Annotated in this window: 22 protein-coding genes and 3 pseudogenes; 12 read left to right on the forward strand and 13 right to left on the reverse strand. The window is 68.9% G+C overall.

The window, feature by feature from the left end:
• Positions 1-9 precede the first annotated feature (9 nt).
• The 4 genes from NW895_RS24040 to bldG all read right to left on the reverse strand — a co-directional run bounded on the left by NW895_RS24040 (position 10) and on the right by bldG (position 4430).
• The gene (locus NW895_RS24040; RefSeq protein ID WP_289937952.1) at positions 10-600 is read right to left on the reverse strand and encodes a small secreted protein; all 591 of its coding nucleotides are present in this window, start codon (positions 598-600) and stop codon (positions 10-12) included.
• 205 nt (positions 601-805) lie between these two features.
• The gene (locus NW895_RS24045; protein WP_289937953.1) at positions 806-3211 is read right to left on the reverse strand and encodes a sodium-translocating pyrophosphatase; all 2406 of its coding nucleotides are present in this window, start codon (positions 3209-3211) and stop codon (positions 806-808) included.
• Between the two features lie 335 nt (positions 3212-3546).
• Positions 3547-3978 (reverse strand): ATP-binding protein, encoded by a 432-nt coding sequence (locus tag NW895_RS24050; protein ID WP_289937954.1) that lies wholly within the window; start codon positions 3976-3978, stop codon positions 3547-3549.
• A 110-nt stretch (positions 3979-4088) separates the two neighbouring features.
• Positions 4089-4430 carry an anti-sigma factor antagonist BldG gene (gene bldG / locus NW895_RS24055; protein WP_003991900.1) on the reverse strand — a complete coding sequence of 114 codons (342 nt, stop codon included), beginning with the start codon at positions 4428-4430 and terminating at the stop codon, positions 4089-4091.
• 82 nt (positions 4431-4512) lie between these two features.
• On the opposite strand from bldG, the gene NW895_RS24060 reads away from it, so the two are divergent.
• Positions 4513-7071 carry a DEAD/DEAH box helicase gene (locus NW895_RS24060; RefSeq protein ID WP_289937956.1) on the forward strand — a complete coding sequence of 853 codons (2559 nt, stop codon included), beginning with the start codon at positions 4513-4515 and terminating at the stop codon, positions 7069-7071.
• Here NW895_RS24060 and NW895_RS24065 read toward each other — a convergent pair.
• The 6 genes and pseudogenes from NW895_RS24065 to NW895_RS24090 all read right to left on the reverse strand — a co-directional run.
• A pseudogene (locus NW895_RS24065) lies at positions 7043-7411 on the reverse strand (Rv3654c family TadE-like protein); the annotation flags it as partial. The gene NW895_RS24060 and the pseudogene NW895_RS24065 overlap by 29 nt on opposite strands.
• 11 nt (positions 7412-7422) lie before the next feature.
• Positions 7423-7809: a TadE family type IV pilus minor pilin gene (locus tag NW895_RS24070; RefSeq protein WP_289937957.1), complete on the reverse strand. Its 387-nt coding sequence runs from the start codon at positions 7807-7809 to the stop codon at positions 7423-7425.
• On the reverse strand, positions 7796-8005 hold the full coding sequence (locus NW895_RS24075) for a DUF4244 domain-containing protein (protein ID WP_289937958.1): 210 nt from the start codon (positions 8003-8005) through the stop codon (positions 7796-7798). The genes NW895_RS24070 and NW895_RS24075 overlap by 14 nt, the downstream gene beginning before the upstream one ends.
• Before the next feature lie 85 nt (positions 8006-8090).
• Complete coding sequence (locus NW895_RS24080) at positions 8091-8882, reverse strand: type II secretion system F family protein (protein ID WP_289937959.1); 792 nt, start codon at positions 8880-8882, stop codon at positions 8091-8093.
• The gene (locus NW895_RS24085) at positions 8879-9742 is read right to left on the reverse strand and encodes a type II secretion system F family protein (protein WP_289937960.1); all 864 of its coding nucleotides are present in this window, start codon (positions 9740-9742) and stop codon (positions 8879-8881) included. Before NW895_RS24085 ends, NW895_RS24080 begins: the two co-directional genes overlap by 4 nt.
• 8 nt (positions 9743-9750) lie before the next feature.
• A pseudogene (locus NW895_RS24090) lies at positions 9751-10074 on the reverse strand (ATPase, T2SS/T4P/T4SS family); the annotation flags it as partial.
• A gap of 50 nt (positions 10075-10124) precedes the next feature.
• Between NW895_RS24090 and NW895_RS24095 the strand changes: the two are divergent.
• From NW895_RS24095 to NW895_RS24135, 9 genes are all read left to right on the forward strand, one after another.
• On the forward strand, positions 10125-11819 hold the full coding sequence (locus NW895_RS24095; RefSeq protein ID WP_289937961.1) for a recombinase family protein: 1695 nt from the start codon (positions 10125-10127) through the stop codon (positions 11817-11819).
• 77 nt (positions 11820-11896) lie between these two features.
• Positions 11897-12124, forward strand: coding sequence for a hypothetical protein (locus tag NW895_RS24100; protein ID WP_289937962.1), 228 nt, complete (start codon positions 11897-11899; stop codon positions 12122-12124).
• A 394-nt stretch (positions 12125-12518) separates the two neighbouring features.
• Positions 12519-12674: a hypothetical protein gene (locus NW895_RS24105; RefSeq protein ID WP_289937963.1), complete on the forward strand. Its 156-nt coding sequence runs from the start codon at positions 12519-12521 to the stop codon at positions 12672-12674.
• 524 nt (positions 12675-13198) lie between these two features.
• Complete coding sequence (locus tag NW895_RS24110) at positions 13199-13660, forward strand: hypothetical protein (RefSeq protein ID WP_289937965.1); 462 nt, start codon at positions 13199-13201, stop codon at positions 13658-13660.
• 566 nt (positions 13661-14226) lie between these two features.
• Positions 14227-14484, forward strand: coding sequence for a hypothetical protein (locus tag NW895_RS24115; RefSeq protein ID WP_289937967.1), 258 nt, complete (start codon positions 14227-14229; stop codon positions 14482-14484).
• Positions 14481-15209: a hypothetical protein gene (locus tag NW895_RS24120; protein ID WP_289937968.1), complete on the forward strand. Its 729-nt coding sequence runs from the start codon at positions 14481-14483 to the stop codon at positions 15207-15209. Before NW895_RS24115 ends, NW895_RS24120 begins: the two co-directional genes overlap by 4 nt.
• A 1220-nt stretch (positions 15210-16429) precedes the next feature.
• A complete protein-coding gene (locus NW895_RS24125) occupies positions 16430-16909 on the forward strand; it encodes a transfer protein spdA (protein ID WP_289937969.1) in 480 nt (159 codons plus the stop codon).
• 353 nt (positions 16910-17262) lie between these two features.
• Positions 17263-18504, forward strand: coding sequence for a helix-turn-helix transcriptional regulator (locus tag NW895_RS24130; protein ID WP_289937970.1), 1242 nt, complete (start codon positions 17263-17265; stop codon positions 18502-18504).
• A 203-nt stretch (positions 18505-18707) separates the two neighbouring features.
• A complete protein-coding gene (locus NW895_RS24135; RefSeq protein WP_289937971.1) occupies positions 18708-18977 on the forward strand; it encodes a hypothetical protein in 270 nt (89 codons plus the stop codon).
• Positions 18978-19307: 330 nt separating this feature from the next.
• On the opposite strand, the pseudogene NW895_RS24140 reads toward NW895_RS24135, so the two are convergent.
• Both NW895_RS24140 and ssd read right to left on the reverse strand, forming a co-directional pair.
• A pseudogene (locus tag NW895_RS24140) lies at positions 19308-20156 on the reverse strand (TadA family conjugal transfer-associated ATPase); the annotation flags it as partial.
• A 122-nt stretch (positions 20157-20278) separates the two neighbouring features.
• Positions 20279-21406: a septum site-determining protein Ssd gene (gene ssd, locus NW895_RS24145; RefSeq protein ID WP_289937972.1), complete on the reverse strand. Its 1128-nt coding sequence runs from the start codon at positions 21404-21406 to the stop codon at positions 20279-20281.
• A gap of 561 nt (positions 21407-21967) precedes the next feature.
• On the opposite strand from ssd, the gene NW895_RS24150 reads away from it, so the two are divergent.
• On the forward strand, positions 21968-22801 hold the full coding sequence (locus NW895_RS24150) for an HAD-IB family hydrolase (RefSeq protein ID WP_289937973.1): 834 nt from the start codon (positions 21968-21970) through the stop codon (positions 22799-22801).
• Positions 22802-23225: 424 nt separating this feature from the next.
• Here NW895_RS24150 and NW895_RS24155 read toward each other — a convergent pair whose 3' ends face one another.
• Entirely contained in the window at positions 23226-24089 is an 864-nt protein-coding gene (locus NW895_RS24155) for a Fic family protein (RefSeq protein WP_289937974.1), read from the reverse strand.
• A 100-nt stretch (positions 24090-24189) separates the two neighbouring features.
• Between NW895_RS24155 and NW895_RS24160 the strand changes: the two genes are divergently transcribed.
• Positions 24190-25170: an ATP-binding protein gene (locus NW895_RS24160; RefSeq protein WP_289937975.1), complete on the forward strand. Its 981-nt coding sequence runs from the start codon at positions 24190-24192 to the stop codon at positions 25168-25170.
• The last annotated feature ends 24 nt before the right edge of the window (positions 25171-25194 follow it).

Below are 25194 nucleotides of genomic sequence, written 5' to 3' on the forward strand. Positions count from 1 at the left end.
AGGCGGACGTCAGCTCGCCGTCGCCGGCGCCGAGCCGGTCGCCCTCTTGCAGCTGGACTGCTTGGCCATCGCCTGGCCGACCTCGCCCTCCTCCAGGGTCTTCAGGGCGTCGTTGCCGGTCTTGCTGAGCTTGTCCAGCTCGGTGGCGATGTCCTTGAGGCCGTCCGCGAACTTGCCCTGGTTCTTGGTGTCGAGCTCGTCGACCTGCTTCTTCAGGGAGGCGTACGCGGAGGAGATGGTGTTGAGTTCCTTCACCGCGTCCTGCTGCTTCTTCTGGCCGTTCTCGACGTCCGGCGCCCCGGCCTTCTGGACGGCGGTGCCGATCGCCTTGTAGGCGTCGGACATGTCCTGGAAGGCCTGCGCGTCGGTCTTCTGGACCTCTTCCGGCGTGCTGTTGTCCGAGGTCTCCTTCTGGATCGAGGCGTTGGCGGCCTCGATCTTCTTGGCCTGCGGCTGAACGGCGTCGCAGACATCCTTGGCCCAGGAGTTCAGCTTGTCGCTGCTGTCGTCGCTGCTGCATCCCGACAGCGCCAGTACCAGTACCGCACCGCCGGACAGTGCGGCCGCGAGCTTCTTGTTCACCGGTTTGGTCCCTTCCATGGCTCTCGGCCCCGGAACATACACGCCAGACGGGCGACAGCCGCATGCCGAACGTCCACTAGTACCCTATTCATCACTGTTTGCACCAAGCGAGAGAAGGCTCACGGCGAGGGCGCGAACAGGCACAGAACGGGCGGCCGACGCGTCAACACGCGCCGCCCGCCCGTGCCTTGAGCTGGGGCTTGTCAGACGAGCTCCGAGGGAGCTACGAAACCACCGCGGGATCGGCCGACTTGGACTCCCGCTCGGCGTTGTCTTCGTCACCCACGGCGATTCCACGCCGCTTCGAGACGTACACCGCTCCGACGATCACGAGGAACGCCAGGACCGCGACCAGGATCCGTACGCCGATGCTCTTGTCCGCGCCGTAGGAGAACTTGATCACCGCGGGTGCGATCAGCAGCGACACCAGGTTCATGACCTTCAGCAGCGGGTTGATCGCGGGACCGGCGGTGTCCTTGAAGGGGTCGCCCACCGTGTCGCCGATGACCGTCGCCGCATGGGCCTCGCTGCCCTTGCCGCCGTGGTGGCCGTCCTCCACCAGCTTCTTCGCGTTGTCCCAGGCGCCACCGGAGTTGGCGAGAAACACCGCCATCAGCGTGCCCGCGCCGATCGCGCCCGCCAGGTACGCGCCGAGCGCGCCGACGCCGAGGGTGAAGCCTATGAAGATGGGCGCCATCACGGCGAGGAGACCGGGGGTGGCGAGTTCGCGCAGGGCGTCCTTGGTGCAGATGTCGACGACCTTGCCGTACTCCGGCTTCTCGCTGTAGTCCATGATCCCGGGCTTCTCACGGAACTGCCGCCGCACCTCGAACACCACGGAACCCGCCGAACGGGACACCGCGTTGATCGCCAGCCCCGAGAAGAGGAAGACGACCGCCGCGCCCGCGACGAGGCCGACGAGGTTGTTGGGCTGCGAGATGTCCATCATCAGGCTCAACGGGGCGCCCTGACCGCTGAGCTGCTCGCCCACGTCCCGCGCGCCGGTGGTGATCGCGTCGCGGTACGACCCGAACAGCGCCGCCGCCGCGAGGACCGCGGTGGCGATGGCGATGCCCTTGGTGATGGCCTTGGTGGTGTTGCCGACCGCGTCCAGGTTGGTGAGCACCTGCGCGCCCGCGCCCTCGACGTCGCCGGACATCTCGGCGATGCCCTGCGCGTTGTCGGAGACCGGCCCGAACGTGTCCATCGCGACGATCACGCCGACCGTGGTGAGCAGGCCGGTGCCGGCCAGGGCCACCGCGAACAGCGCCAGCATGATCGACGTACCACCGAGCAGGAACGCCCCGTACACACCGAGGCCGATCAGCAGGGCGGTGTAGACGGCCGATTCGAGCCCGACCGAGATACCGGCGAGGACGACGGTGGCCGGGCCGGTGAGCGAGGTCTTGCCGATGTCCCTGACGGGGCGGCGGGTGGTCTCGGTGAAGTAGCCGGTCAGCTGCTGGATCAGGGCGGCGAGCACGATACCGATGGCCACCGCGACGAGGGCGAGGATCCGTGGGTCACCGCCCTTGCCCAGGATCGCCTCGTCGGTCACGCCGTCGAGGTCGGCGTACGACGACGGCAGGTAGGCGAAGACCGCGATCGCGACCAGCACGAGCGAGATCACCGCGGAGATGAAGAAGCCCCGGTTGATCGCGGACATGCCACTGCGATCCGCTCTGCGCGGGGCGACCGCGAAGATGCCGATCATGGCCGTGACCACGCCGATCGCGGGCACGAGCAGCGGGAACGCCAGCCCCGCGTCGCCGAAGGCCGCGGTGCCGAGGATCAGCGCGGCGACGAGCGTCACGGCGTACGACTCGAAGAGGTCGGCCGCCATGCCCGCGCAGTCGCCGACGTTGTCGCCCACGTTGTCGGCGATGGTCGCGGCATTGCGCGGGTCGTCCTCCGGAATGCCCTGTTCGACCTTGCCGACCAGGTCGGCGCCGACGTCGGCGGCCTTGGTGAAGATGCCGCCGCCGACCCTCATGAACATCGCGATCAGCGCCGCGCCGAGGCCGAAGCCCTCCAGCACCTTCGGCGCGTCGGCCGCGTACACCAGCACCACACAGGAGGCGCCCAGCAGGCCGAGCCCCACCGTGAACATGCCGACGACGCCGCCCGTGCGAAATGCGATCTTCATCGCTTTGTGCGAGACGGTGGTGAGATCCTTTTCCGGTTCACCCTGCGCCGGTGTCGCTTCCCGCGCCGCCGCGGCGACGCGCACATTGCTGCGCACGGCGAGCCACATGCCGATATAGCCGGTGGCCGCCGAGAACGCCGCGCCGATCAAGAAGAACACCGATCGTCCGGCGCGCTGGTTCCAGTCGTCCGCGGGCAGCAGCATGAGCAGGAAGAAAACGATCACGGCGAATACGCCGAGCGTGCGCAGCTGCCGGGCGAGATAGGCGTTCGCGCCTTCCTGGACGGCTGCCGCGATCTTCTTCATGCTGTCGGTCCCCTCGCCCGCCGCGAGCACCTGGCGCACCAGGACGCCTGCGACCACGAGCGCCGCCAGTGCGACGGCCGCGATGACCGCGATCATGACGCGGTTGTCGTCGGTCAGCACTGCGGCTGCGAAGGTCGAGGGGTGGCCCAACTGATGAGGGGTAGAAAGCCCCGCCATTCGTCCTCCTTGACGCTTGGGCTGAGCTCAAGATGTGGACGGATTGTAGGTACCGGAACCTGATCAAAACAGGGCGCGGTAAATGGAATTAGCCTTCACATGCTTCTCAGCAAATGATCGCCGGGGAGCGGCCGAAACGCAAAGCGGTAATGCCCCGAAAGCATTCACGCTTGATCCGCGGCAGCGCTTTCTTGATCGACGCCTGATCGTGAATTAATTCACGAAAAGCACCGCACGGAACCACTGTATGCGCGGGTCTGGACTTCCGCACATGACAAAGGGCCCTACGAGGTAGGGCCCTTTGTCACGGAAGTCGTCCGGTGAGGTCGCCGGGGTCAGGCCACGGGCACCGACGGAGTCGCGGTCGGCCAGGTCATACGGATCAGACCGCCGTGCTCCCCGGTCGAGACCTCCACGTCGTCGACGAGCCCGCTGATGACCGCCAGGCCCATCTCGTCCTCCTCGGCCTCCACGTCGTCGGCCGCCGCTCCTGGGTCCCCGCTCCCGGGGACGGCGTGCGGCGCCTCGTCGCCGACCTCGATGGAGAACTGTTTCTCCTCCTCGATCAGCGACACCTTCACCGGCGCCGTGACACCGCTGTTCTGATGCAGTCCCACGGCCCGTGTGCAGGCCTCGCCGACAGCGAGCCGGACCTCGTCGAGGACGGCCTCGTCCACTCCTGCCCTGCGTGCCACCGCGGCCGCCACCAGCCGGGCGGTCCTCACGTGCTCGGGCAGCGCGCTGAAGCGGAGTTCGACGGTGGCCATGCATCCCCCTCGGAGCTACGGGCGTGCTGTCGAGGGGCCGGGCCGCCGGGAGCCCGGACCCCCTGTTGTGTTCACATCTTCCGTCCCGGACCAGGGCCCGGGAATGGCGGTCAGTCGGTGGCCGCCACCGCTTCCTCGACCGAGGTGTGGATCGGGAACACCTTGGTGAGACCGGTGATGCGGAAGATCTTGAGAATGCGCTCCTGGTTGCAGACCAGGCGCAGTGAGCCCTCATGGGCCCGCACGCGCTTCAGGCCACCGACCAGCACGCCGAGCCCGGTGGAGTCGAGGAAGTCCACGCCCTCCATGTCGACGACAAGGTGGAAACTGCCGTCGTTCACCAGCTCGACCAGCTGCTCGCGCAGCTTGGGCGCGGTATATACGTCGATTTCGCCACCGACCCTGACGATCGTGCGATCGCCCATGGTCTCGGTCGACAGGGACAGGTCCACGGATCCTCCAGCACCTTGCTATCGAGCGTTCGTCCCTCGGGACACCTCGGCTTGAAGCCCCCAGGACGCTTCGCCAGCCGCGATGGCATTCAATCACTTACCGGCAGGCGTGCACGACGCCTTGCGCCCATTGTCCGTCACGCCAGTGACACACTCGGAGCCGATGGCCAAGAATCACCGATCCGATCGGACCTCGACGGACCCCGTTTCCCAGCTGAGGCCGGGCACGGTCCTGGACCGGCTCGCCGCGGGGCCGAGCCGGGCTACGCGCATCACTCATACGGAGCACTTGCCCCCACGTGAGGGCCGCCATGCCGTCTGGCCGGACCGGATTCGCCCGGAGGTCATCGCGGCGGTGCAGGCCGCGGGCATCGAGCATCCCTGGGCCCACCAGGCCCGCGCGGCCGAGCACGCCCTGGACGGACATTCGGTGGTCGTCGCCACCGGAACGGCCTCCGGCAAGTCCCTGGCGTACCTGGTTCCGGTGCTGTCGACGCTCCTGGACGGCTCCGAGGCCCCGAACGGCCGCGGCGCCACCGCGCTGTACCTGTCCCCGACGAAAGCTCTTGCGGCGGACCAGTGCCGGTCCGTGAAGGAACTTTCACAAGGGCTGGGCACTGCCGTTCGCCCCGCGGTGTACGACGGGGACACCCCGTTCGAGGAACGCGAGTGGATCCGCCAGTACGCCAACTACGTGCTCACCAACCCGGACATGCTGCACCGCGGCATATTGCCGGCACATCCCCGCTGGTCCTCCTTCCTGAAGACGCTGAAGTACGTCGTCGTCGACGAGTGCCACACCTACCGCGGCGTCTTCGGCTCCCACGTCGCCCAGGTGCTGCGCCGACTGCGGCGCCTGTGCGCCCGCTACGGCGCCTCGCCGGTGTTCCTGCTGGCCTCCGCGACCGCCGCGGAGCCCGCCGTGGCCGCCCGCCGTCTCACCGGCCTGCCGGTTCTCGAGGTCGCCGAGGACGCCTCCCCCCGCGGTGAACTGGTGTTCGCCCTCTGGGAGCCCCCGCTCACCGAGATGCAGGGTGAGAAGGGCGCGCCCGTCCGCCGCACGGCCACCGCCGAGGCGGCCGACCTGCTGACCGACCTCATCGTGCAGGGTGTGCGCTCGGTCGCCTTCGTACGCTCCCGGCGCGGCGCCGAGCTGATCTCCGTCATCGCCCAGGAACGCCTCGCCGAGGTCGACCGCTCGCTCGCCCGGCGTGTCGCCGCCTATCGCGGCGGCTACCTCCCCGAGGAGCGCCGCGCCCTGGAACGCGCCCTGTACTCGGGCGAACTCCTCGGTCTTGCCGCGACCAACGCCCTCGAACTCGGCGTCGACGTCTCCGGCCTGGACGCCGTGCTGATCGCCGGCTATCCGGGGACCCGGGCGTCGCTGTGGCAGCAGGCCGGCCGGGCCGGGCGGTCCGGACAGGGGGCGCTGGCCGTCCTCGTCGCCCGCGACGATCCCCTGGACACCTTCCTCGTCCACCACCCCGAGGCCCTGTTCGACCAGCCCGTGGAGACCACGGTCCTCGACCCCGACAACCCGTACGTCCTGGCGCCTCACCTGTGCGCCGCGGCCGCGGAGCTGCCCCTGACGGAGGAGGACCTCGGCCTGTTCGGTCCCGCCTGCGAGGAACTGCTCCCCCAGCTGGAGGCCGCGAAGCTGCTGCGCCGCCGTACGAAGGCCTGGCACTGGACGCGCCGGGAACGGGCCGCCGACCTCACCGACATCCGCGGGGAGGGCGGACGGCCGGTCCAGGTCGTCGAGGCGGGCACCGGACGGCTGCTGGGCACGGTCGACGCCGGCGCCGCCCACACGACCGTGCACGAGGGCGCGGTCCATCTGCACCAGGGCCGTACCTATCTGGTGCGCTCGCTCGACCTTGAGGACTCGGTCGCCCTGGTCGAGGAGGCGAGCCCTTCGTACTCGACGATCGCCCGTGACACGACGTCGATCTCCATCCTGGAGACGGACATCGAGGTCCCCTGGGGCGACGGACGCCTGTGCTACGGCTCCGTCGAGGTCACCAACCAGGTGGTCTCCTTCCTGCGCCGTCGGCTCATCACCGGTGAGGTGCTGGGCGAGACCAAGCTCGACCTCCCTCCTCGTACGCTGCGGACGCGGGCCGTCTGGTGGACGGTCACCGAGGACCAGCTGGACGCCGCCCGGATCAACCCGGAGATCCTCGGTGGCGCCCTGCACGCCGCCGAGCACGCGTCGATCGGCATGCTGCCCCTCTTCGCGACCTGCGACCGCTGGGACATCGGCGGCGTGTCGATCCCGCTGCATCCCGACACGCTGCTGCCGACGGTCTTCGTGTACGACGGCCACCCCGGCGGCGCGGGCTTCGCGGAGCGCGCCTTCCACACCGCCCGCGCCTGGCTCACCGCCACCCGCCAGGCCATCGCCTCCTGCGAGTGCGACGCCGGCTGCCCCTCCTGCATCCAGTCCCCCAAGTGCGGCAACGGCAACGACCCGCTGCACAAGAGGGGGGCGGTGCGGCTGCTCACGGTGCTGCTGCGGGGGGCACCGGAGGAGAAGGCGGTGGCGGATCCGGCGACGGGACCTCTTCAGGAGCCACCGGAAGAACCGGCTCCGGAAGCCTCGCCGGCGGAACCGGACCCGCAGGGCCCGCCCTCGCCCTGACCTCCGCCGCGAAGGGGCCGTGTCCCGACGCCGCCGTCACATCCGAGATCTCCCCGGCGACCACGCACCGCACGAGCCGCGTGCCCTGGGCCCGGGCCAGCCGGTCCGCGCGAGCGCAGGCCGCCGTGGTGCCCTCCGCCCAGTGGTCCGCCGCCGCGAGCGCCGCCAGGTCGGCGCCACCGGCCGCACGGTGCCGTGCCACGACAGCCTGCCCCAGGGCCAGGACGACCCCGAAGACCACGCAGAGAACGGCGATCGCACCGACGGTCCAGACGGTGGCGGACCCTTCGTCGGAGCGGCGGCCGACGGTCGGTCCGTGGGACGAGGGGCCGTTGCTCATCGCTCCGCCCGTCACGTCCCCGCCTCCACCGTCTCCTCCACCGCGCCCACCGTCTCCTCCACCGACGCCACGGCCTCCTCCCGCACCTCGAAGGGCAGGCCACGCAGTGCCGACGGCCTCGCCACGACCACCACGCGGACCTGCTCCGCCTCCCGGCTGACGCGGACCTCCGCGCCGCGCGGTGCCGCCGCCCGGGCCACCTGGACGACCGCGTCGGCCGGGTCCTGCCGGGCCGCGGCTCGGGCGCCGGTCCGCGCCGCGTCCACGCACTGGATCTGCGCCGCCACGACCAGCAGTCCCCACACCAGCGCCATCGTGAACATCACCAGCACCGGAAGCACCACGGCCGTCTCGGCGGTCACGAACCCCCGGTCCGCGTCCCGTTCACATCGGCGCATCGAGCGCCTGCTTCACGACGTTCTCCAGCGCGGCACCGACCGGCCCGCTCGTCACCACCTTGTAGAGCACCGTGGCGAACGCCACCGTCGCGACGATTCCCATCGCGTACTCGGAGGTGACCATCCCCGCGTCCCTCCGCACCGCTCGCACTCCGCACACCAGGGCACGCAGCCGCGCCCGTACCGCCTTGTACATCGCAACCCCCGTAAGGATCAGTCCTGCCTTGAGGATCAGTTCTGAGCTACTTGCGTTCGTCGTTCGTCGTTCGTCGTGGACTACGTCATCCCCCACCGCCTCCCAACACGCCCCTCGCCAGCCCGATCACCACCGGCAGCACGCCCACCGCGATGAACGCGGGCAGGAAGCACAGCCCCACCGGCGCGGTGACCATGACGGCCGCCCGCCGCGCCCGTGCCGTCGCGGCGCGTGCCCGGTCGGCACGGGCCTCGGCGGCGAGCCGGGCGGCCGGTCCGGCCGCGGGCAGCCCGGACACATCGGCCCGTTCCAGCAGCCGCGCCAGCCCTCCGGCACCAGGTGTCGCGGCCAGCCGCCGCCAGGCCTCGCCCGGCTCGCCGCCGAGCCGCACCTCCGCGGCGCCCCGCGCCAGCGCTTCCCCGACAGGCCCGCCCAGAGCCTCGCCCACCGCCTGGGCGGCGATCACGGGCCCGGCGCCCGCCGCGATGCAGGCCGCCAGCAGATCGGCAGCGAGCGGCAGTTGACGGACGGCCTCCGCCGCGTCGGCCCTCTCCCCGGCCGTACCGGCGGCAGCCTCCTGCCGCAGGTGCAGGCGCCAGAGCCCGCCCGCGACCACCAGCCCCGCCACCACCCCGGCGACGCCGCCGACCAGGACCCATCCGGCGCACACGGTCCCCAGCAGGGGCAGCCATCTCCGGGCGGCGCTCCGCACCTCGATGCGCGGAGCGGCACGCGTCGGTTCCAAGGCCGGGAGCCCGGCCAGTCGCCGCCGCAGCCTGCGCTCGCTCCGGACCGCCCCCAGCCACCGCGCCGACCATCCGAGTACCAGCACCGTCCCCACGGCCGCCCCCAGCCTGTGGACAACGTCCCCGTTCACGCCGCCGCCTCCGCTCCCCGCACGATGCGCATCGCCCACCACATCCCCAGGCCCTCCAGCACACCGCCGGCCAGCAGACAGCCCAGCCCCGCGCCGGTGTGCAGCAGCACGTGCAGCGGGTCGGCCCCGAGGGCGGTGCCGAGGAGAAGGCCGAGGACCGGCAGGCCGGCGAGCATGACCGCCGTGGAACGGGCGCCCGCCAACTGGGCGCGCAGGTCGGCACGTTGGTCCCGCGCGGCGCGCAACGCCCCTTCCAGCCGGTCGAGTCCGGCCGCGAGTCCCGCGCCCTGGTCCACGGCCACCCGCCAGCACGCCGCGAGGCCCAGCAGCCCGTCGGCGCCCGGTTGCCGTGCCGCGGTCGCGAGCGCGCCCGGGACGTCTCCGCCGAACCGTGCGGCCGCCAGCACCGCCGCCTGCGCGTCCCCCAGCCCGCCGGAGTCCCGCGCGGCACACAGCAGCGCCTCGCCGGGTTGCCGCCCCGCCCGCACCTCTCCGGCGAGCGCCCCGCACAGCGCGATCACCGCGTCCGACCGACGCTCCCGCGCCCGCCGCGCCGCCCCCGCCAGCCGTACGCGCCGCAGCACCGGCACCCCGGCCGCCCCCGCGACGACCGGCAGCACCGAGGCACCCAGCACCGCCAGCACCAGCCCGGCCGCCAGCGACCACCACTCGGCCCGCACCTTCCCACGGATCCGCCGCAGCCCGGCCGTCACCTGGCGCCACTCGGGCGGCCCGGTCCCCACCGTCTCGCCGCCCGCGATCAGCAACCGCGCCCGTCGTGCTCCGCTATGACGCCCTGCTGTCAGCCACGCCGCCGCCCCCAGACAGGCCACGGCCGCACCCGTCGACAGCTCACTCATCCCCGTCGTCATCCCTGCCCGTCCCTTTCCGGGCCGCCGGCGCCGAGCAGCCCCCGCAGCCGCTCCCATCCCCGCTCGTAGGCGAACGCCTCCGCACCCCATCGCAGCGCCGGCACCGTCCGCACCAGCCCCGAAGCGTCCCGTTCCAGCACATGCACCTCGGCGATCCGCCGCCGGCCGGCCCTGTCCCGTACGAGATGCAGGACCACCGACAGCGCGGCCGCCAACTGGCTGTGCAGGGCCGCCCGGTCGAGCCCCGCGGCCGTACCGAGCGCCTCCAGCCGGGCCGGTACGTCCGCGGCGGCGTTGGCGTGCACGGTCCCGCAGCCGCCCGAGTGAACCGCCAAACCATCCATGGCGTTCGACTCGCTCGGAAGTCCGTATGAGACCTAAAACCGTCGTGATCTATGACCGCCTGTCCCGCTTGTACGCCGAGGAGGCGCCAGATCACCGCATCGCCGCCTGCAAGGCGTACGCCGCTCAGCGCGGGTGGAAGGTCGTTCACATCGCCGCCGACACCAACGTCAGCGGAGCAAGCAAGCTCGAAGATCGCCCCGGCATGCGCGAGGTACTGGCCTGGCTTCCGCGCGCTGACTACGTGCTGGCCGCCAAGCTCGACCGGTACGCGCGCAGCGTCCTGGAGTTTCAGCGGCTGCTCGACGCTGCCAAGGCAACCAAGGCAGTGGTCGTCACCGCTGACGGCGTCGTGTCGCCGGAGAACTCATCGCTGATCGCCAACGTGCTGGCAGCGTTCGCCGAGTACGAGCGCGACATGATCAAGGCCCGGATCACGGCCAGCAAGGAACACTTTCGCCAGCGCGGGAACCACCTGGGCGGGATCGCCCCGTACGGGTACGCCGTGGCTGGCCCGATCAATGACAAGCGCTGGGTCATCGACGAGACGGCAGCAGCGATCATTCGCGAGTGCGCTGACCGACTGGTGAACCATGGTGCGACCCTGACGGGGCTTGCCCGTGAGCTGAACGAACGGGGCGTGTTGCCTCCCGCCGAGCACGCACGCCAGCGAGACGGCCGGAAGCTGCGGGGTCAGCGCTGGCACTCGACCACACTCCGGGATGTTCTCTACACCCCTGCCGTCCGTGGATGGCTCGTACAGGCCACCCCGGGCACCCGTCGTAGCGCGCTGACGAATCAGCCCGTCCTCGACGCTCAGGGCAACCCGCTGAGCGCTGGTCCGGCCATTCTCGACGCAGAAACCTGGGCGACTGTCCGGGCACTCGTCGACGGAAAGTCCAAGGGCCGTGGCACCCCGCGCAACGGTAAGGCGTTGCTCCTGCACGTGGCCTGCTGCTCCGAGTGCAAGGGACCGATGTACCGACAGCGCAGGGCAGTGGACGGGGTCGACTACTCCACCTACGTGTGCCGGAACGGTGTGGGCAAGCACGGGACGCACCGGCCCAACGTGATCACTGCTCGGTACCTGGACCAGCTTGTGACCGACGACTTCCTGAAGCGGTTCGGTTCGTTCGCGCTCATGCGCTGGCAGGAGGCAGACGGCAGTGCAGTGCTTCAGCTCGCTGAGGTGTCCACTCAGCTGGACAACCTTGCCGGGAACCTCGCCAACCTGCCAGCGGGTGGCCGAACGGCTCAGCGGGTCATGGCGCAGATTGGGGCACTGGAAGAGCGCGAGGCGGAGTTGCGCAAGGAGGCGGAGCACGCCGTAGGCCGCTGGGTGGACGCTGGGGGCACCGTGGCGGACGCATGGGCCGAGCGGGACACAGAGGGACGCCGGAACCTGCTGGGCGACCTAGGGGCGTGTGTGGTCGTATCTCCTGCTCGCGCTGGTGCACCTAAGCGGTTCGACGCCGGACGGGTAGCGGTCGACTTCACCGGGCCTGCGTGGTGGCGGGGTGCCGATCCGGCCGAGGCAGCGCTAGCGGCTCTCGCGCTGGAAGAAGAACTGAGCCGAGAAGAACTTGCCGAGCGCTTCGGGTGGGACCCCGACAAGGTGCCTGCGCCGTGCGCGGTGACGGATTGCAAGATGCACGCTCCGCCCAGGGAGACCTATTGCCCCGAGCATCAGCGGACGCGTGAAGAGAACACAAAAGCCGCCTAATTCAATGGCACCGGTTCGGCCAGTGATCTTGGCGGACGCAGACCGAACCGGTGTCCCTGCGAAAGGGAGAGACCAGTATGACGCGCGAACACCGGATAGCGCAGTGGCAGGCTCAGCAGGACGCCGAGGACGCAGTGTTTGAGCGCGAGTTGGAGTGGCGCCAGATCACGCGCAGGCTCGATGCGCTGTACGCCGCGCAGGCAGCCGGGGACGGCTCGACCTACACCCGCCAGCGCATAGGGCGCCTTGAAGCACTACAGCAGACACTCATGGGTCAGCCGGAAGCACTAGGAGCAGCAGCATGAGCGACAACCCGCCCAAGGTTCAGGTCACCGTGGCATGGCCGGACAGAGACACCACTGAGTGGCTCTTGGCCTACCCGCAGCGCGGCGACTTCCTGATGAGGGAGGACGCAACGCTTTGGGAGGTCACCCGAGTTACGTGGGTACCCGTCCCTCGCGCCGAATGTGTGGTCACAGTAGATAAGCCCGCGCAGCAGCCCTGAGCGGCCCCCTGAGCACCTTCTAGCCCCGTCGGGTGGGATTCCTCCGACGGGGCTTTCTCATGCCCCCAGACGGCCACCGAGCGGTTCGCCGACGGCTACAGGCGGAGTACTCGGTTCCGGTCCCTACCGGCGGTAGGCGTTCGAGCCGCTCTGAGGAAAGTGGAGAGTCCTACTGCGGGAGGAGAGAACCGCGCATGTCCATCGAGCAGGTCAAGGAAATTGCCCGTCGGCTAGCTGAAGAGCTTGACGTCACGGTCACCGAGGCACTCGGCCCGGATGGTCGGCTGACTGAAGCGGCCCGCAACATCTACAGCGCAGTGGCGGGCAATGCCCCCGTGTTCGCTGTCTAGCAATCTGAGCCCCTGGTTTCCCGAGCGGGAAGCTGGGGGCTCTTTTGCGTCTGTGCAGTCCGCTGAGCGCCGTTAAGGGGCCCCTGGGGGCATCGCTCGGCATAGCTCCGTACAGGCTCCAGAGGGGCGCTGTGTAGTTTCAGCGGGAGGGGGCCAACGAACTACACACAATCAAACCCGCTCTGACCTGCAAGAACACTAGCTAGATACTTCTTCTATGTAGTTTGTAAGGGAAATACAGAACTACATAGGGATTCCTAAGAGCAAACCCAAGATTCCTTACGAACTACACCGAGACGCTCCGTCAGACATAAAGCCGCAGGTCAAAGGCCATATCGGCCTGTGTAGGTTGCTGCACTCGCTTACAGGCAGGCCATAACAGGCGTTCGAACCGCTCTCTTACAAGTGAGGGGGATTTCAGCCCCCGCCCCATAAGAGAGGACACCCCCGTGTACGAGTGCTCTGCCCCTGGCTGCGAGCGCCCCACTGAAGGCCGTTCCGCGTACTGCTCGCAGCGCTGCTACATGCGCGAGTACCGACTACGCCAGATGACCCCGGAAGAGCGTACGGCGAAGCACCAGCGCGATAACCGACTTGCCGAGGATCGCAGGTCTGAGTGGGAGATCCAGCGCGACCGCAACACCCGCCGCAAGTTCCCCTGCGCTGTTTGCGGGCAGGCGTTCAAGCGGAAGCCCGGTTACGAATCCGGCCGTATCGCTAAGTACTGCTCGACCCAGTGCCGTTCGCGCCGTTCCCGTGAGATCTCCGGCGTCGCTCCTGGCGCTGTCGCTGAATACCTCCGCTTCACCCTCCTACCTCCTGGCCAGCCTGTCAGCGCCCTGAAGTTCTACGAGACCTACGTGACATGGGCCGGGATCTACGGTGTTGACCCGCTGTCCCCCTCAGACATGCTTCCGCAGCTAAAGGCGCGAGGCTTCCGCATTGAGGGCGACGACGCCGACCAGGTTGTCATCCTGAGCGAATAGCTTTATGCCCGGCTTGTTCTTACCGGGCGTTCGAACCGCTCTCTTACTAGTGAGGGGCCTATTGCGGCTCCATCGCGCAGCGAATCGGCTGGACTCCACCCCGTATCGCCGGTAACCCTGCGCCCTTCAATCCTGGCCCTAGGCCGGTTTCTCCTGTGCGACGAGTGGAGTCCTCGCACAGTGCAGAAACCCGCCTAGGGCCATTTCTCGTTTCTGGCAAGGCACCAGTCACTATGCCGCCGCAAACTGCTCGCCCGAGCGCACACATGCCCGCTGACCAGGCTTGACCCCTCAGCCGGCATTTACCCCCTGTTTTCTGGAGCACACATGCCCACACCCGCCGACATGCCTACTCGCCGCCCTGGTTCTGCCCAGACTCGCGTAGCGCTTGAATCTGTCATCACCGCTCTCGCTGAGTCGATTGAGGCTGACGGCGAATCCATCGACCTTGACGCCGTTATCACGCTGACTCGCCTAGTCGATTCCGTGGCCAAGCTGACTCAGGCGCAGGCCGATTACACAGCCGCCCTGAATCAGCGCCACGCTCAGCGCGCGGAGGCTGCCCGATGAAATCCAATGCTGTTCGTGCCCGTCGTGGCGCCAAAAGCCTTGCATTCAGCGTCACCGTACGCACGTACCACGAAGAGGGCGTGTCCCTCGATCGCGCTGGGCAGGAAGCCATCTTCGCTTCTGTCTGCGCCAATTACCGACCACCAGCGTACGCAGTCCTGACCGATGAACTCTGGGAACGAATCCAAGATGCCATCTGGGAAGGCATCCAGGACGCTGCGACCGCAATCAGCAAGAAGGAGACCAACAAGTGATCGCCGATATCACCGTGACCAACTTCCCACCCGTTGACTCGCTACCGCGAAACGTGGCCGAGCTGATCGCCGCTCGGGATGCCGTCTACGAGGAACTCGACGCGTTCGAGGTCGAATGGGCCGACGTTCTAGCGGACGACTGGCGAACCATCGCTGAAGGCAAGGACATTCGCTCTGCTGTCGACGCTGCCAGAGCTGGCAAGGATGGCCTGAAGGGCGCCAGCGAGGTTGCCAAGGCACGTGATATCCGACCCCGTGTGGTCGGCGTTCATCGCGTCCTGACATCCAAGCTGCGTGAGGCCGAGAATGCCGCTCAGAAGGCTTTCCGCGCTGTCGTCGGCACCCTGGAGGCTGACGCACTTAAGCAGCTGCGAGAGACGGCGCAGAGGGCCGAGGAGGCGTATCGGGCTTACCTCGCTGCGCGTGACGCTTTGGGCGGAGCCGCTAACCGTGTTCGCTTCGTGCGCGATTGGCAGTCGGACGGGCGCCCGAGTTGGACCGATGAGGGCATGAACCCCCTTCGCGCCGACAATAGCCCTCTGACCGCCACTGAGCCTCTCGCGGAAATCCGCGAATTGCTGGAGTCCTTCAATGCACCATTCACGCCCGATCCACTGGTGTGGGTGGAGTTCGGTAATGGTCAGCGCATGGAGCTACGGCGCTCGCAGGCCAAGGCACTAAACGACTCTGCCAACAACGACATTCGGCTAGTCGACGCCGAGTAGCACGTATGGGGGGCCAGCCACCTACCAGTTTCGGTATGCGGCTGGCCCCCTCCCTGAAGGGGGAAACCGCCCTATGAAACTGCGAGTTGGAGCCCTTCACTCGCTGGCCTACGGCGACACGATTTACCGGGGTGGCGACGAATTCGAGGTACCCGACGAGAGCGCCGCTCAGTGGCTCCGTACGGGCCTTGTGGTCCCTGCCAATGGTGTTTGGCCGGACGGCGCCCTTATCGAGCCTGAACAGCCCCCAGCGCGCAAGCGCTCTGAGCCTGCCACTATCGGCGTTCATCCGCTGTGTGACCCTGGCCCGAAACCATCCGGTCAGCGTGGCGGCATGCGGCCGTGTCCGGTCGCTCAGTGCCCCTGCAAGACATGGTCGGGCAAATGCCGAGCACACGCACGGACACGCAGCGACGGCAGACGGTATTCCGACAGCCACAACGACGCGCCCTCTCTCCGAAAGCGCTGGGACAGGGTCAAGCGCAACTATCTGCGCGCTAACCCATACTGCGAGTGTGAGGAATGCAGCTCGATTCCCGAGCCGCTGAGAGCCGCAGCCCAAGAGGTCGACCACATAGACGGGCTCGGCTTGCTCGGCCCCCGTGCATTCGACTGGTCCAACCTTCAGTCATTGACCAAGGCTCACCATTCGCGGAAAACGGCGCGCGAATCGTTCGGCCATTCGTAACGCATGGTCACTACCCCCTGGGGGGTGACCCCTTCCGACCCTGGGGACGTTCAGCGCGGGGGAGGGCTCTGAGAGGTGCGCCCGGTACTAGACCCTGTTCTACAGCGCGATAGCCCCCAATACCCCGTCTTTCCCTTTACCGAGAGTGACCCATGTCTGAGGACGAATACCTAGCCCACTGCTCGCGCTGCGACGAGGAAAAGCCAGAGTCCGCATTCGCCTGGTGCGGTGTCTACGGACTACAGCGCTGGTGCCGACGGTGCAAGACGGAATACCAGCGTGAGCGACGCAGACGAATACGCGAGCAATCCGCCGACTGACCACATACCGACTTTCGTAGGTGCCCTGATTCCGCCGACAGGCGAGCCGGGGCACCTTTCGTTTCCCTGGAGATCCCCTCATGACTCGCTGTTCAGTAGCCAACCTCGCGCGTTATGCAGCCCTGTTGGCCGCCATGTTCATCAGCTTCTCGACTCAGCGACACCTTGCACTGACACACGGAGTACCTGAGTGGCCGTCATACGCCGTACCAGTGGCCATCGACCTGTTCATGATTTGGGCTGTCCGGTCACGCCGTGATGTGGCGCTGGCCGTGGCCGTTGCCGTGTCCGCAAACGTGGCCGGTGTGTTGTCCGCTGAGCCATTGGGCGCTGTTGATACCTGGGTGTCCGCAGCGCTGCACGCCGTGTTCCCGCTGACCGTGTGGCGAATGCACAGGGCGCCTGAGACGGCACAGCCGGTACCGGCGGACCCTGGCCCGGAGATAGCCCCGCAGAGAGCCTCTGAGAGCCTGCCGGACACGTGGCCGTCGGATGACCTCTGGGCCGACTTTGCCGAGACAGCGCCGGACAGCGAGCAGGACACGGTGGCCACCCCGCCGACCCCGGATCACGTACGCACGGTCATCGCGGACATGGGCGGACACGTAACCGGCGCCATGCTGGCCAAGCATTACGGAGTGTCCGAACGGACCGGCCGTCGGTACCTGGCAATGGCCGGTGATGCGGCATGAGGGACGCACAGCTAAAGGCTCTGCTCGCGCTGTCCGAGGCGGAGTTGTGGCGCCCTCTCTGGGAATGGCCATGGGATCAGCGCAGGGACGTGCTGCGCGCTCGCGAGAGGCGCCGCTATGCCCGCTGGGTCCCATCGGAGGATGGCGAACCGTACGTGCCGTCAGAGAGCCTTACGCCCGTTCTCGACTTTGCGCCGACCGAGTGACACCCTGCCCCGATCTTGGGATATCCCAGGATCGGGGCCTTTCGTGTTTCTGGCGCTGTGTCGGCTCAGCTCGCTGGACTCCCGCTTGACCTATCGGCGTTGCTCCGCTAGGGCGAGTGCGTACCCTGGGTGTTGAGGTGAGTGCCGATGTCCGCAGGGTTGGCAGACAACGTCCGCAAGTACCGGCGCCAGCGAGGTTGGAGCCAAGAGCGGTTGGCCGAAGAATCGGGCCTCTCGCTGAGCACCGTGCGCAAGGTCGAGCAGGGTGGGCACGTCAGCATGGACACCCTTGCTGCGCTGGCTGGTGCGCTGGGTGTCGAGACTTCCGCACTGTTCGCCAGCGAGGCGCCTGAGCCGGTACTCGGCCAGCAGGATGAGGCGAACCGCAGGAACCTCGCCGAGCTACGCCGTGCGCTCATGCCCCCTATCGGCCTTGCTGCGCCCCTTGCTGAGCCCGGTGAGGCTGCGGAGCCATCGGTCATCCGACAGGGCGTACAGGACGGCCACACGCTGTATCAGGCAGACCGGTACACGTCCGTGGCCCGGAAGCTCCCCGGCCTGCTCCGATCCTCCGAGGCTGCCGTTGCGATCCTGGAGGGCGAGGAGCAGCAGCACGCCATGATTGCGCGGGCTCATGCGCTGCTGCTGGCGGGCAAGTATCTGACTCAGGTTCGGCAGTACGACATGGCTTACTTCGCGCTGGCTGAGGCGATCAGGCTTGCTCGCGAGACTGGCCAAACTCAGTTGGCAGCAACGGGAGTTGTGGGTCTGTGCTGGCTGCTGCTGAGGCAGGACCGGTTCGACGAGTCGGAGCAGCTTGCAGCGCAGACGGCGACGGACATTGAGCCACGCATGTCGGAGGCAACACCCGCCCAGCTTGCTGTCTGGGGTGAGCTGTGGTTGCGCGTTGCTGCTGCTGCACGGCGGAACAACCGGCCGGACGTGGCCAAGCATGCTCGCCGGATGGCTGGCACTGCCGGGGGCGCCCTTGAGCGGGAACACACGGACTTCCCTACTCACTGGAGTGCCTTTGGTCCCGTCACTGCTGAGGCCAAGGCCGTTGAAGATCTCGCGCTTGTAGGTGACGCGCGTGGTGTCCTCCGGCGAGCCGATGAGGGACCCCTGAGCCCCAAGGCAGCGAAGAACGTCGGTCGGTTGAGTACGAACAACTGGGGCCGTCACCGGCTGGACGTTGCCCGCGCTCACGTCCTGCTCGGCTCGCACCAGGACGCCATGGACGAGCTAGTCAGCCTGCGCGAGACGGCCGATGTCTGGCTGACCCACCAGCCCATGGCACGGCGCGTGATGGCGGACATTCTGAAGACTCGCAAGCGCACGCTGACGGAAGACATGCGCAGCATGGCGGTACACCTCGGGGTCGCTGGCTGACCTACTGCGGAGCGTGGTAGTTCGGCCCGCAGTCCTGCTCAACTACCGCTCTGCACACGTGGATTGACGCTGCGCGCGCTCATACGGTCCCCCTACTGACCACCGGCGAGGGGACCTAAGCCATGCAGAGAACGGGCGGCGAGGTATCGACGGGTCACCGGCCCCGGTTGCTCCCTTGGACGACTGAGGACGGTAAGCCGTGCATGCTCAGCACCAGTGATCCAGACAGCGTCATGTCTCGGCTCGCTGATGACTTCGAGGATGCCCAGATGGCCATGGGCGCCGACGTGGTCAAGGAAGCTTCCGCCGTGCTGGGCAATCCGCTGTCCACTCACTCTGAGGTGCGCTACATCGCTCTGCGCCTGTCCGAGTGCCTCTCTGACGCGCTGAGGATCGCCGAGAGCCGTGGCCTGCGCCTGCCTGTGCCGATCGCCAGCGAGGATGACGACAGCGACGCAGAGGTGCCCGCATGACCACGCGCGCGGTACTCCGGTACGTCCCCCACACGATCCGGCATGCCCCCGACCTTGAATCGACGCGTGAGGCTTTCTGCACGGCGACCGGCTGTGAGGAATCGTCCGGCGCTGGCAGCGAAGAGAGTGTGCAGCTCTGGTGTCTCAGGCACACCGGCCGGAACCCCTCGCACGACACATTCCGGCGCGTCTTCACTGACCATGCCCGGGTGACCCGAGTCGAGTAGCCCCACCCCTGAAACTGCCCCCGTCTGTGTGCCTCCCCCGTGGTGCATGGGCGGGGGCTCTTCGCTGTCTGCTCGGCTCTATGTATGGTTGAGGCGTTCACTCACCTTCGTGGCCCGTGTTCAACGCGGCGAGGAGGTGGACCACTTCGGGTCCCCGCACCTCGCCGACGACCAGCCGGTCCGGCCGCATCCGCAGCGCCTGCCGCACCAGGTCCTCCAGGGTGACGAGCCCGGCGCCCTCCTGGTTGGCGGGTCTGGTCTCCAGCCGCACGACGTGCGGATGGTCCGGGCGCAGCTCCGCCGAGTCCTCGGCGAGCACGATCCGCTCCCCCGGCCCGACGAGCCCCAGCAGCGCGCTGAGCAGGGTCGTCTTGCCGCTGCCGGTTCCACCGCTGACGAGGAAGGACAGCCGTGCCCGCAGCAGCGCCCGCAGCACGTGGTCCCCGCCCGGCGGCACGGTGCCCGCGGCCACCAGTTCGTCGAGCGTGAACGCGCGCGGGCGTACGACGCGCAGCGACAGGCACGTGCAGCCGACGGCGACCGGGGGCAGCACCGCGTGCAGCCGGGTTCCGTCGGGCAGCCGGGCGTCGGCCCAGGGCCGGGCGTCGTCGAGACGGCGTCCGGCCACGGCGGCGAGGCGCTGCGCGAGGCGTCGTACGGCCGCCGCGTCCGGGAAGGCGACGTCCGTCAGCACCAGTCCGCCGCCCCGGTCCACCCAGACCCGGTCCGGGGCGGACACCAGCACGTCGGTCACCGAGGGATCGGCGAGCAGCGGCTCCAGCGGCCCGCTGCCGACCAGTTCGGACCGCAACTGCTCGGCGGCCCCCAGCACTTCGGCGTCCCCGAGCACCCGCCCCTGCTCCCGCAGCGCCTGCGCCACGCGCGCGGGTGTCGGTTCCGCCCCGCTCTCGGCGAGCCACTGCCGGACGCCGTCGAGCAGCCCGGGAGGCATCCCCGCGGGCCCTCCGCGCCTGCCGGCACTGGCACTCCTCTCAGAAGCCGTGTCCCACTCGGGTGCCCCACTCCTCGGTGCCGCCACCGCACCGCCCGCCCACTCGATCCCGGACGCCGTCCTCATGCCGCACCCGCCTCCAGCAACGCCCGCTCCCAGAACTCCTTGCAGAAGCGCGCCAGCGGTCCGCGGCCGGACGCGCCGGGTGGCCGCTTGCTCTCGTTCGGGCGCAGCAGTGCGGACTCGACGGGGACCTCGCCGACCAGGGGCAGTCCGAGGAGCCGGGCCACCTCCCGGTCGTCGAGCCCGGGCGCGTACGGCCCGCGTACCGCGACCCGGAGGTCGCGCAGGACCATGCCGACGGCGGAGGCCACGCGGCCGGCCGCGGCTACGGCGCGCAGTTCGGCGGGGACGACGAGGAGCCCGACGTCCAGTTGGGCGAGGACCTCGGCGACCCCGTCGTCGATGCGGCGCGGCAGATCGACGACGACCGTGCCGCCGCGGCGCCGGGCCGCGGCGAGCACCGCCCGTACGGCCTGCGGCGGGACGGCGACGCAGTCGCCGCGGTCCCAGCTGAGCACCCGAAGCGAGTGCAGCGCGGGCAGGGACTCCTCCAGGGCTCCGCCGCCGACTCGCCCGCGGGAGGCGGCGAACGCGGGCCACCGCAGTCCCTCGGCCGTCTCGCCGCCGAGGAGTACGTCGAGTCCGCCGCCCAGCGGATCGGCGTCCACGAGCAGGGTGCGCAGTCCCTCACGCGCGGAGGTGACGGCGAGCGCGCAGGCCAGCGTGGACGCTCCGGCGCCGCCCCGGCCGCCGATGACGCCGACGGTGAGGGCGGGCCGGCCGACGCCCTCGGCGACGTCCGCGATGCGGTCGACCAGCCACTGTTCGCCGTCGGGCAGCATCAGGACGTGGTCGGCGCCGATCTCGACGGCTCGCCGCCAGACCCCTGAGTCGTCCTGGTCGCGGCCGACCAGCACCACTCCCCGTCTGCGGGCGGCCCCGCGGACGCGCCGGGCGGCGTCGTCGCCGACCAGGACGAGTGGCGCGGCCTCCCAGCTGCCCCGTTGCTCGGGCACCGAGTGGTGCACCTCGGGTGTGGCGCCGGCCGCCGCGCACAGGCGCAGCAGGTCGTCGAGGAGTTCGGCGTCTTCGGTGACGATCAGCGGTCCGCTCTGCCGCCCTCCGGCGGCGGGCGGCGGTCCGTGTGTGACGGCTCCGGGCACGGTCTTGGTCCCCCTTCGCTGCATCTCTCGCGCAGCCCCTGCGGCCCCGCGATTCCCAAGCGTGTGGAGAACCGGCAACCGGCCCTCCATATGAACGGCCGATACGAACCGGCCATACGCGCACGACAAACGGAACCGGCCATGGAACTGGCCGCGGCCGAGGCGCGTTGGAATCACGGTGCAGCGATCCCGGAAATCTTGTGGATCTTGGTCGATAACTGTGGACAACTCGACGGTTGTGAATATCGCCGTCACCCATACCGGTGAGCCCTGCGCCACCCTCTGTACGACCTCCGCAGAGCAGTCCGATGACTACGGACAGTGAGGGATCATGGGCATGCCACGAGGCCGGCCGCAACTGCCACCAACCGGCTCCTCAGCCGCACACAGAAGGGGAAAACCCACCCGGACATGCGACGACCCCCGCCGGGGGGGAGAGCGGGGGTCGTCTCCACGGCCGACTCGGGGGGGGAGGAGTCGGACCGGGTTAGCACGGTCGCGAACGATCCGTGACTTCCATGGTGTACCCGAGAGCCCTCTCAGGCAAACCCACGCGCCCCACCTTACGCCGAATGGGCTGCCCCTATGCTCTGGGGCGTGGAAAACCACTCCTTGCCCCGCACAGCGGCCTTCTTTGATCTGGACAAGACGGTCATTGCGAAGTCGAGCACGCTCACGTTCAGCAAGTCGTTCTACCAAGGCGGCCTGATCAACCGCCGGGCAGTCTTGCGTACCGCATATGCCCAGTTCGTCTTCCTCGCGGGCGGCGCCGACCATGACCAGATGGAGCGCATGCGGCAGTACCTGTCCGCACTGTGCCGCGGCTGGAACGTCCAGCAGGTCAAGGACCTCGTCGCCGAGACACTGCACGACCTGATCGACCCGATCATCTACGACGAGGCCGCCTCCCTGATCGAGGAGCACCACACCGCCGGCCGCGACGTGGTGATCGTCTCGACATCGGGTGCCGAGGTGGTGGAGCCGATCGGCGAGCTGCTCGGGGCGGACCGGGTCGTGGCGACCCGCATGGTCGTGGGCGACGACGGATGCTTCACCGGAGAGGTGGAGTACTACGCGTACGGCCCGACCAAGGCCGAGGCGATCAGGGAGCTGGCCGAGTCCGAGGGCTATGACCTTTCCCGCTGCTACGCCTACAGCGATTCGGTCACCGACCTGCCGATGCTGGAGTCCGTGGGCCGTCCCCACGCCGTGAACCCGGACCGCGCCCTGCGCCGTGAGGCACTCGCGCGCGGGTGGCCCGTTCTCGACTTCCACCGCCCCGTGCGGCTCAAGCAGAGGCTGCCCGCGTTCTCCGTACCGCCCCGTCCGGCGCTGGTGGCGGTCGCCGCGATAGGCGCCGCTGCGGCCACCGCGGGCCTCGTCTGGTACGCCAGCAGGCGCCGGGCGACGGTGGTCTGACCTGGCATACCGCCGAAGCTTCGGCGCCGCTCGGCATATCAGCGTCCGTTTGCAACCTTTTGAGGCTAAAAGTAAAGAAGTGCAACCAGGACTTCCGCTTGCTCCGGTCCTGGAGTACAAAGGAGTCAACGGCCCGCGAGACCAAGGCCATCCGAGAGGATCACCTTAAAAACGCAATTGGCCCCACGGACCGAGCATGAACATCGGGCACCCACGCGACGTCGACCCGTCGATTACGGGCCAGCCGCACCAGGTGACGGGCAAAGTTCCCGACCTGATGGGCACATATCGAGGACGCTTGGTAACCCGGTGGTCATGCCAGCGGCGGTACGAATTCTCGTACCGCCGCATCTCTGCGAGGCCCCCTTACGGGGGCCTTTTCCGTGTACCGCCACCCGCGCGTGCCGCCGACGGGACAGCCGTGTCAGGCCGCCCCGCGCTGCAGCGCCTCACACACCGCCGTCGACTCGCGCACGCCCAGCTCGACCGCCTTGCCGCAGTGGGCGATCCAGGCGGCCATACCCTCCGAGGTCCCGGAGACATAGCCGTCGAGGGCCGCCAGGTAGGCCGCGCGGCCCAGTTCGGCGTGGCCCACCTCGGCCGGGCACACCGACTTCGGATCGAGACCGCTGCCGACCAGCACGATGCGCTCGGCCGCGCGCGCGACGAGCCCGTTGTGCGAGGCGAACGGGCGCAGCGCGAGGAGCTCGCCGTGCACGACGGCCGCCATCACCAGTGCGGGAGCGGAACTTCCCGCGATGATCAGTTCGGCCAGGCCCTCCAGGCGGCCGTGTGTCTCCGCCGCGCTCGGCAGCGGCAGTTCGATCAGCGGCTCGTCGACCGGCTCGCCCTCCTGACGCGGCCGGCCGACCTCGTCGGCCTTGTCCGCCGCCGCCACCAGGTGCAGTCGCGCCAGCACCCTGAGGGGCGACTGCCGCCAGACGGACAGCAGCTGGCCCGCCTCCGCCGTCAGCCGGAGAGCGGCACCCATCGTGCGCGCCTCGTCGTCGCCACTGAAGTCGGTGCGCCGCCGCACCTCCTCCAGGGCCCAGTCGGCGCCGGAGAGCGCCGCCGAGCCGCGGGCGCCGCGCAGCGCCGCCTCGGAGGTGATCTCGTTGCTGCGGCGCCGCATGACCCGGTGTCCGTAGACCCGGTCCACAGCCTTGCGCACGGACTCCACGGACTCGGCCACACCGGGCAGTGCGCCCAGGGCCGCAAGGGGGTCCGCCCCGTTCGAGCCTTTTCGAGAGCTCGGGGGCGGATCGGCGGTCGCGCCTGTCGTACTCATGGGTACGACCCTACGCACAGCGGCGTCACACCCCACGAAGGAGTGGTCTTCTTCACGCCGCCCGGCACGTACAGCCATCTCCCTACTACGCTTAGTGAACATGAAAATTGCTTTCGTGGGGAAGGGCGGCAGCGGCAAGACCACCCTGTCCTCCCTGTTCATCCGCCATCTCGCGGCCACTGGCGCGCCCGTCGTCGCCATCGACGCCGACATCAACCAGCACCTCGGGGCCGCACTCGGCCTGGACGAGGCGGAGGCGGCCGGGCTGCCCGCGTTGGGAGAACACCTGTCGCTGATCAAGAACTATCTGCGCGGCACCAACCCGCGCGTCCTGTCCGCCGAGACGATGATCAAGACGACCCCGCCAGGCGCGGGCTCGCGGCTGCTGCGGATCTGTGAGGACAACCCCGTCTACGACGCCTGCGCCAGGCCGGTGGAACTCGACGGCGCCACCGTCCGTTTGATGGTCACGGGACCCTTCACGGACGCCGACCTGGGGGTCGCCTGCTACCACTCCAAGACGGGAGCGGTGGAGCTGTGCCTGAACCACCTGGTCGACGGCCGCGACGAGTACGTCGTGGTCGACATGACCGCGGGCTCGGACTCCTTCGCCTCCGGTATGTTCACCCGCTTCGACATCACGTTCCTCGTCGCCGAGCCGACCAGAAGGGGGGTCTCCGTCTACCGCCAGTACAAGGAGTACGCCGGCGACTACGGCGTCACCCTGAAGGTCGTCGGCAACAAGGTGCACGGCCAGGACGACCTCGACTTCCTCCGCGCCGAGGTCGGGGACGATCTGCTCGTGACGGTCGGGCACTCGGACTGGGTGCGCGCCATGGAGAAGGGCCGGCCGCCCCGGTTCGACCTGCTGGAGGACGCCAACCGCCGCGCGCTGCGCACGCTGCACACGACCGCCGACGCGACGTACGAGCTGCGGGACTGGGAGCGCTACACACGCCAGATGGTGCACTTCCACCTGAAGAACGCCCAGTCCTGGGGCAACGAGCGCACGGGGACCGACCTGGCGGCACAGGTCGACCCCGGGTTCGTCCTCGGCGAGGGCGTGGCCGCACCCGCGTGACGGTGGCTACCGGCCGGCTGCGGC

The sequence above is a fragment of the Streptomyces sp. S.PNR 29 genome (assembly GCF_030386795.1).
Classification (GTDB): domain Bacteria; phylum Actinomycetota; class Actinomycetes; order Streptomycetales; family Streptomycetaceae; genus Streptomyces.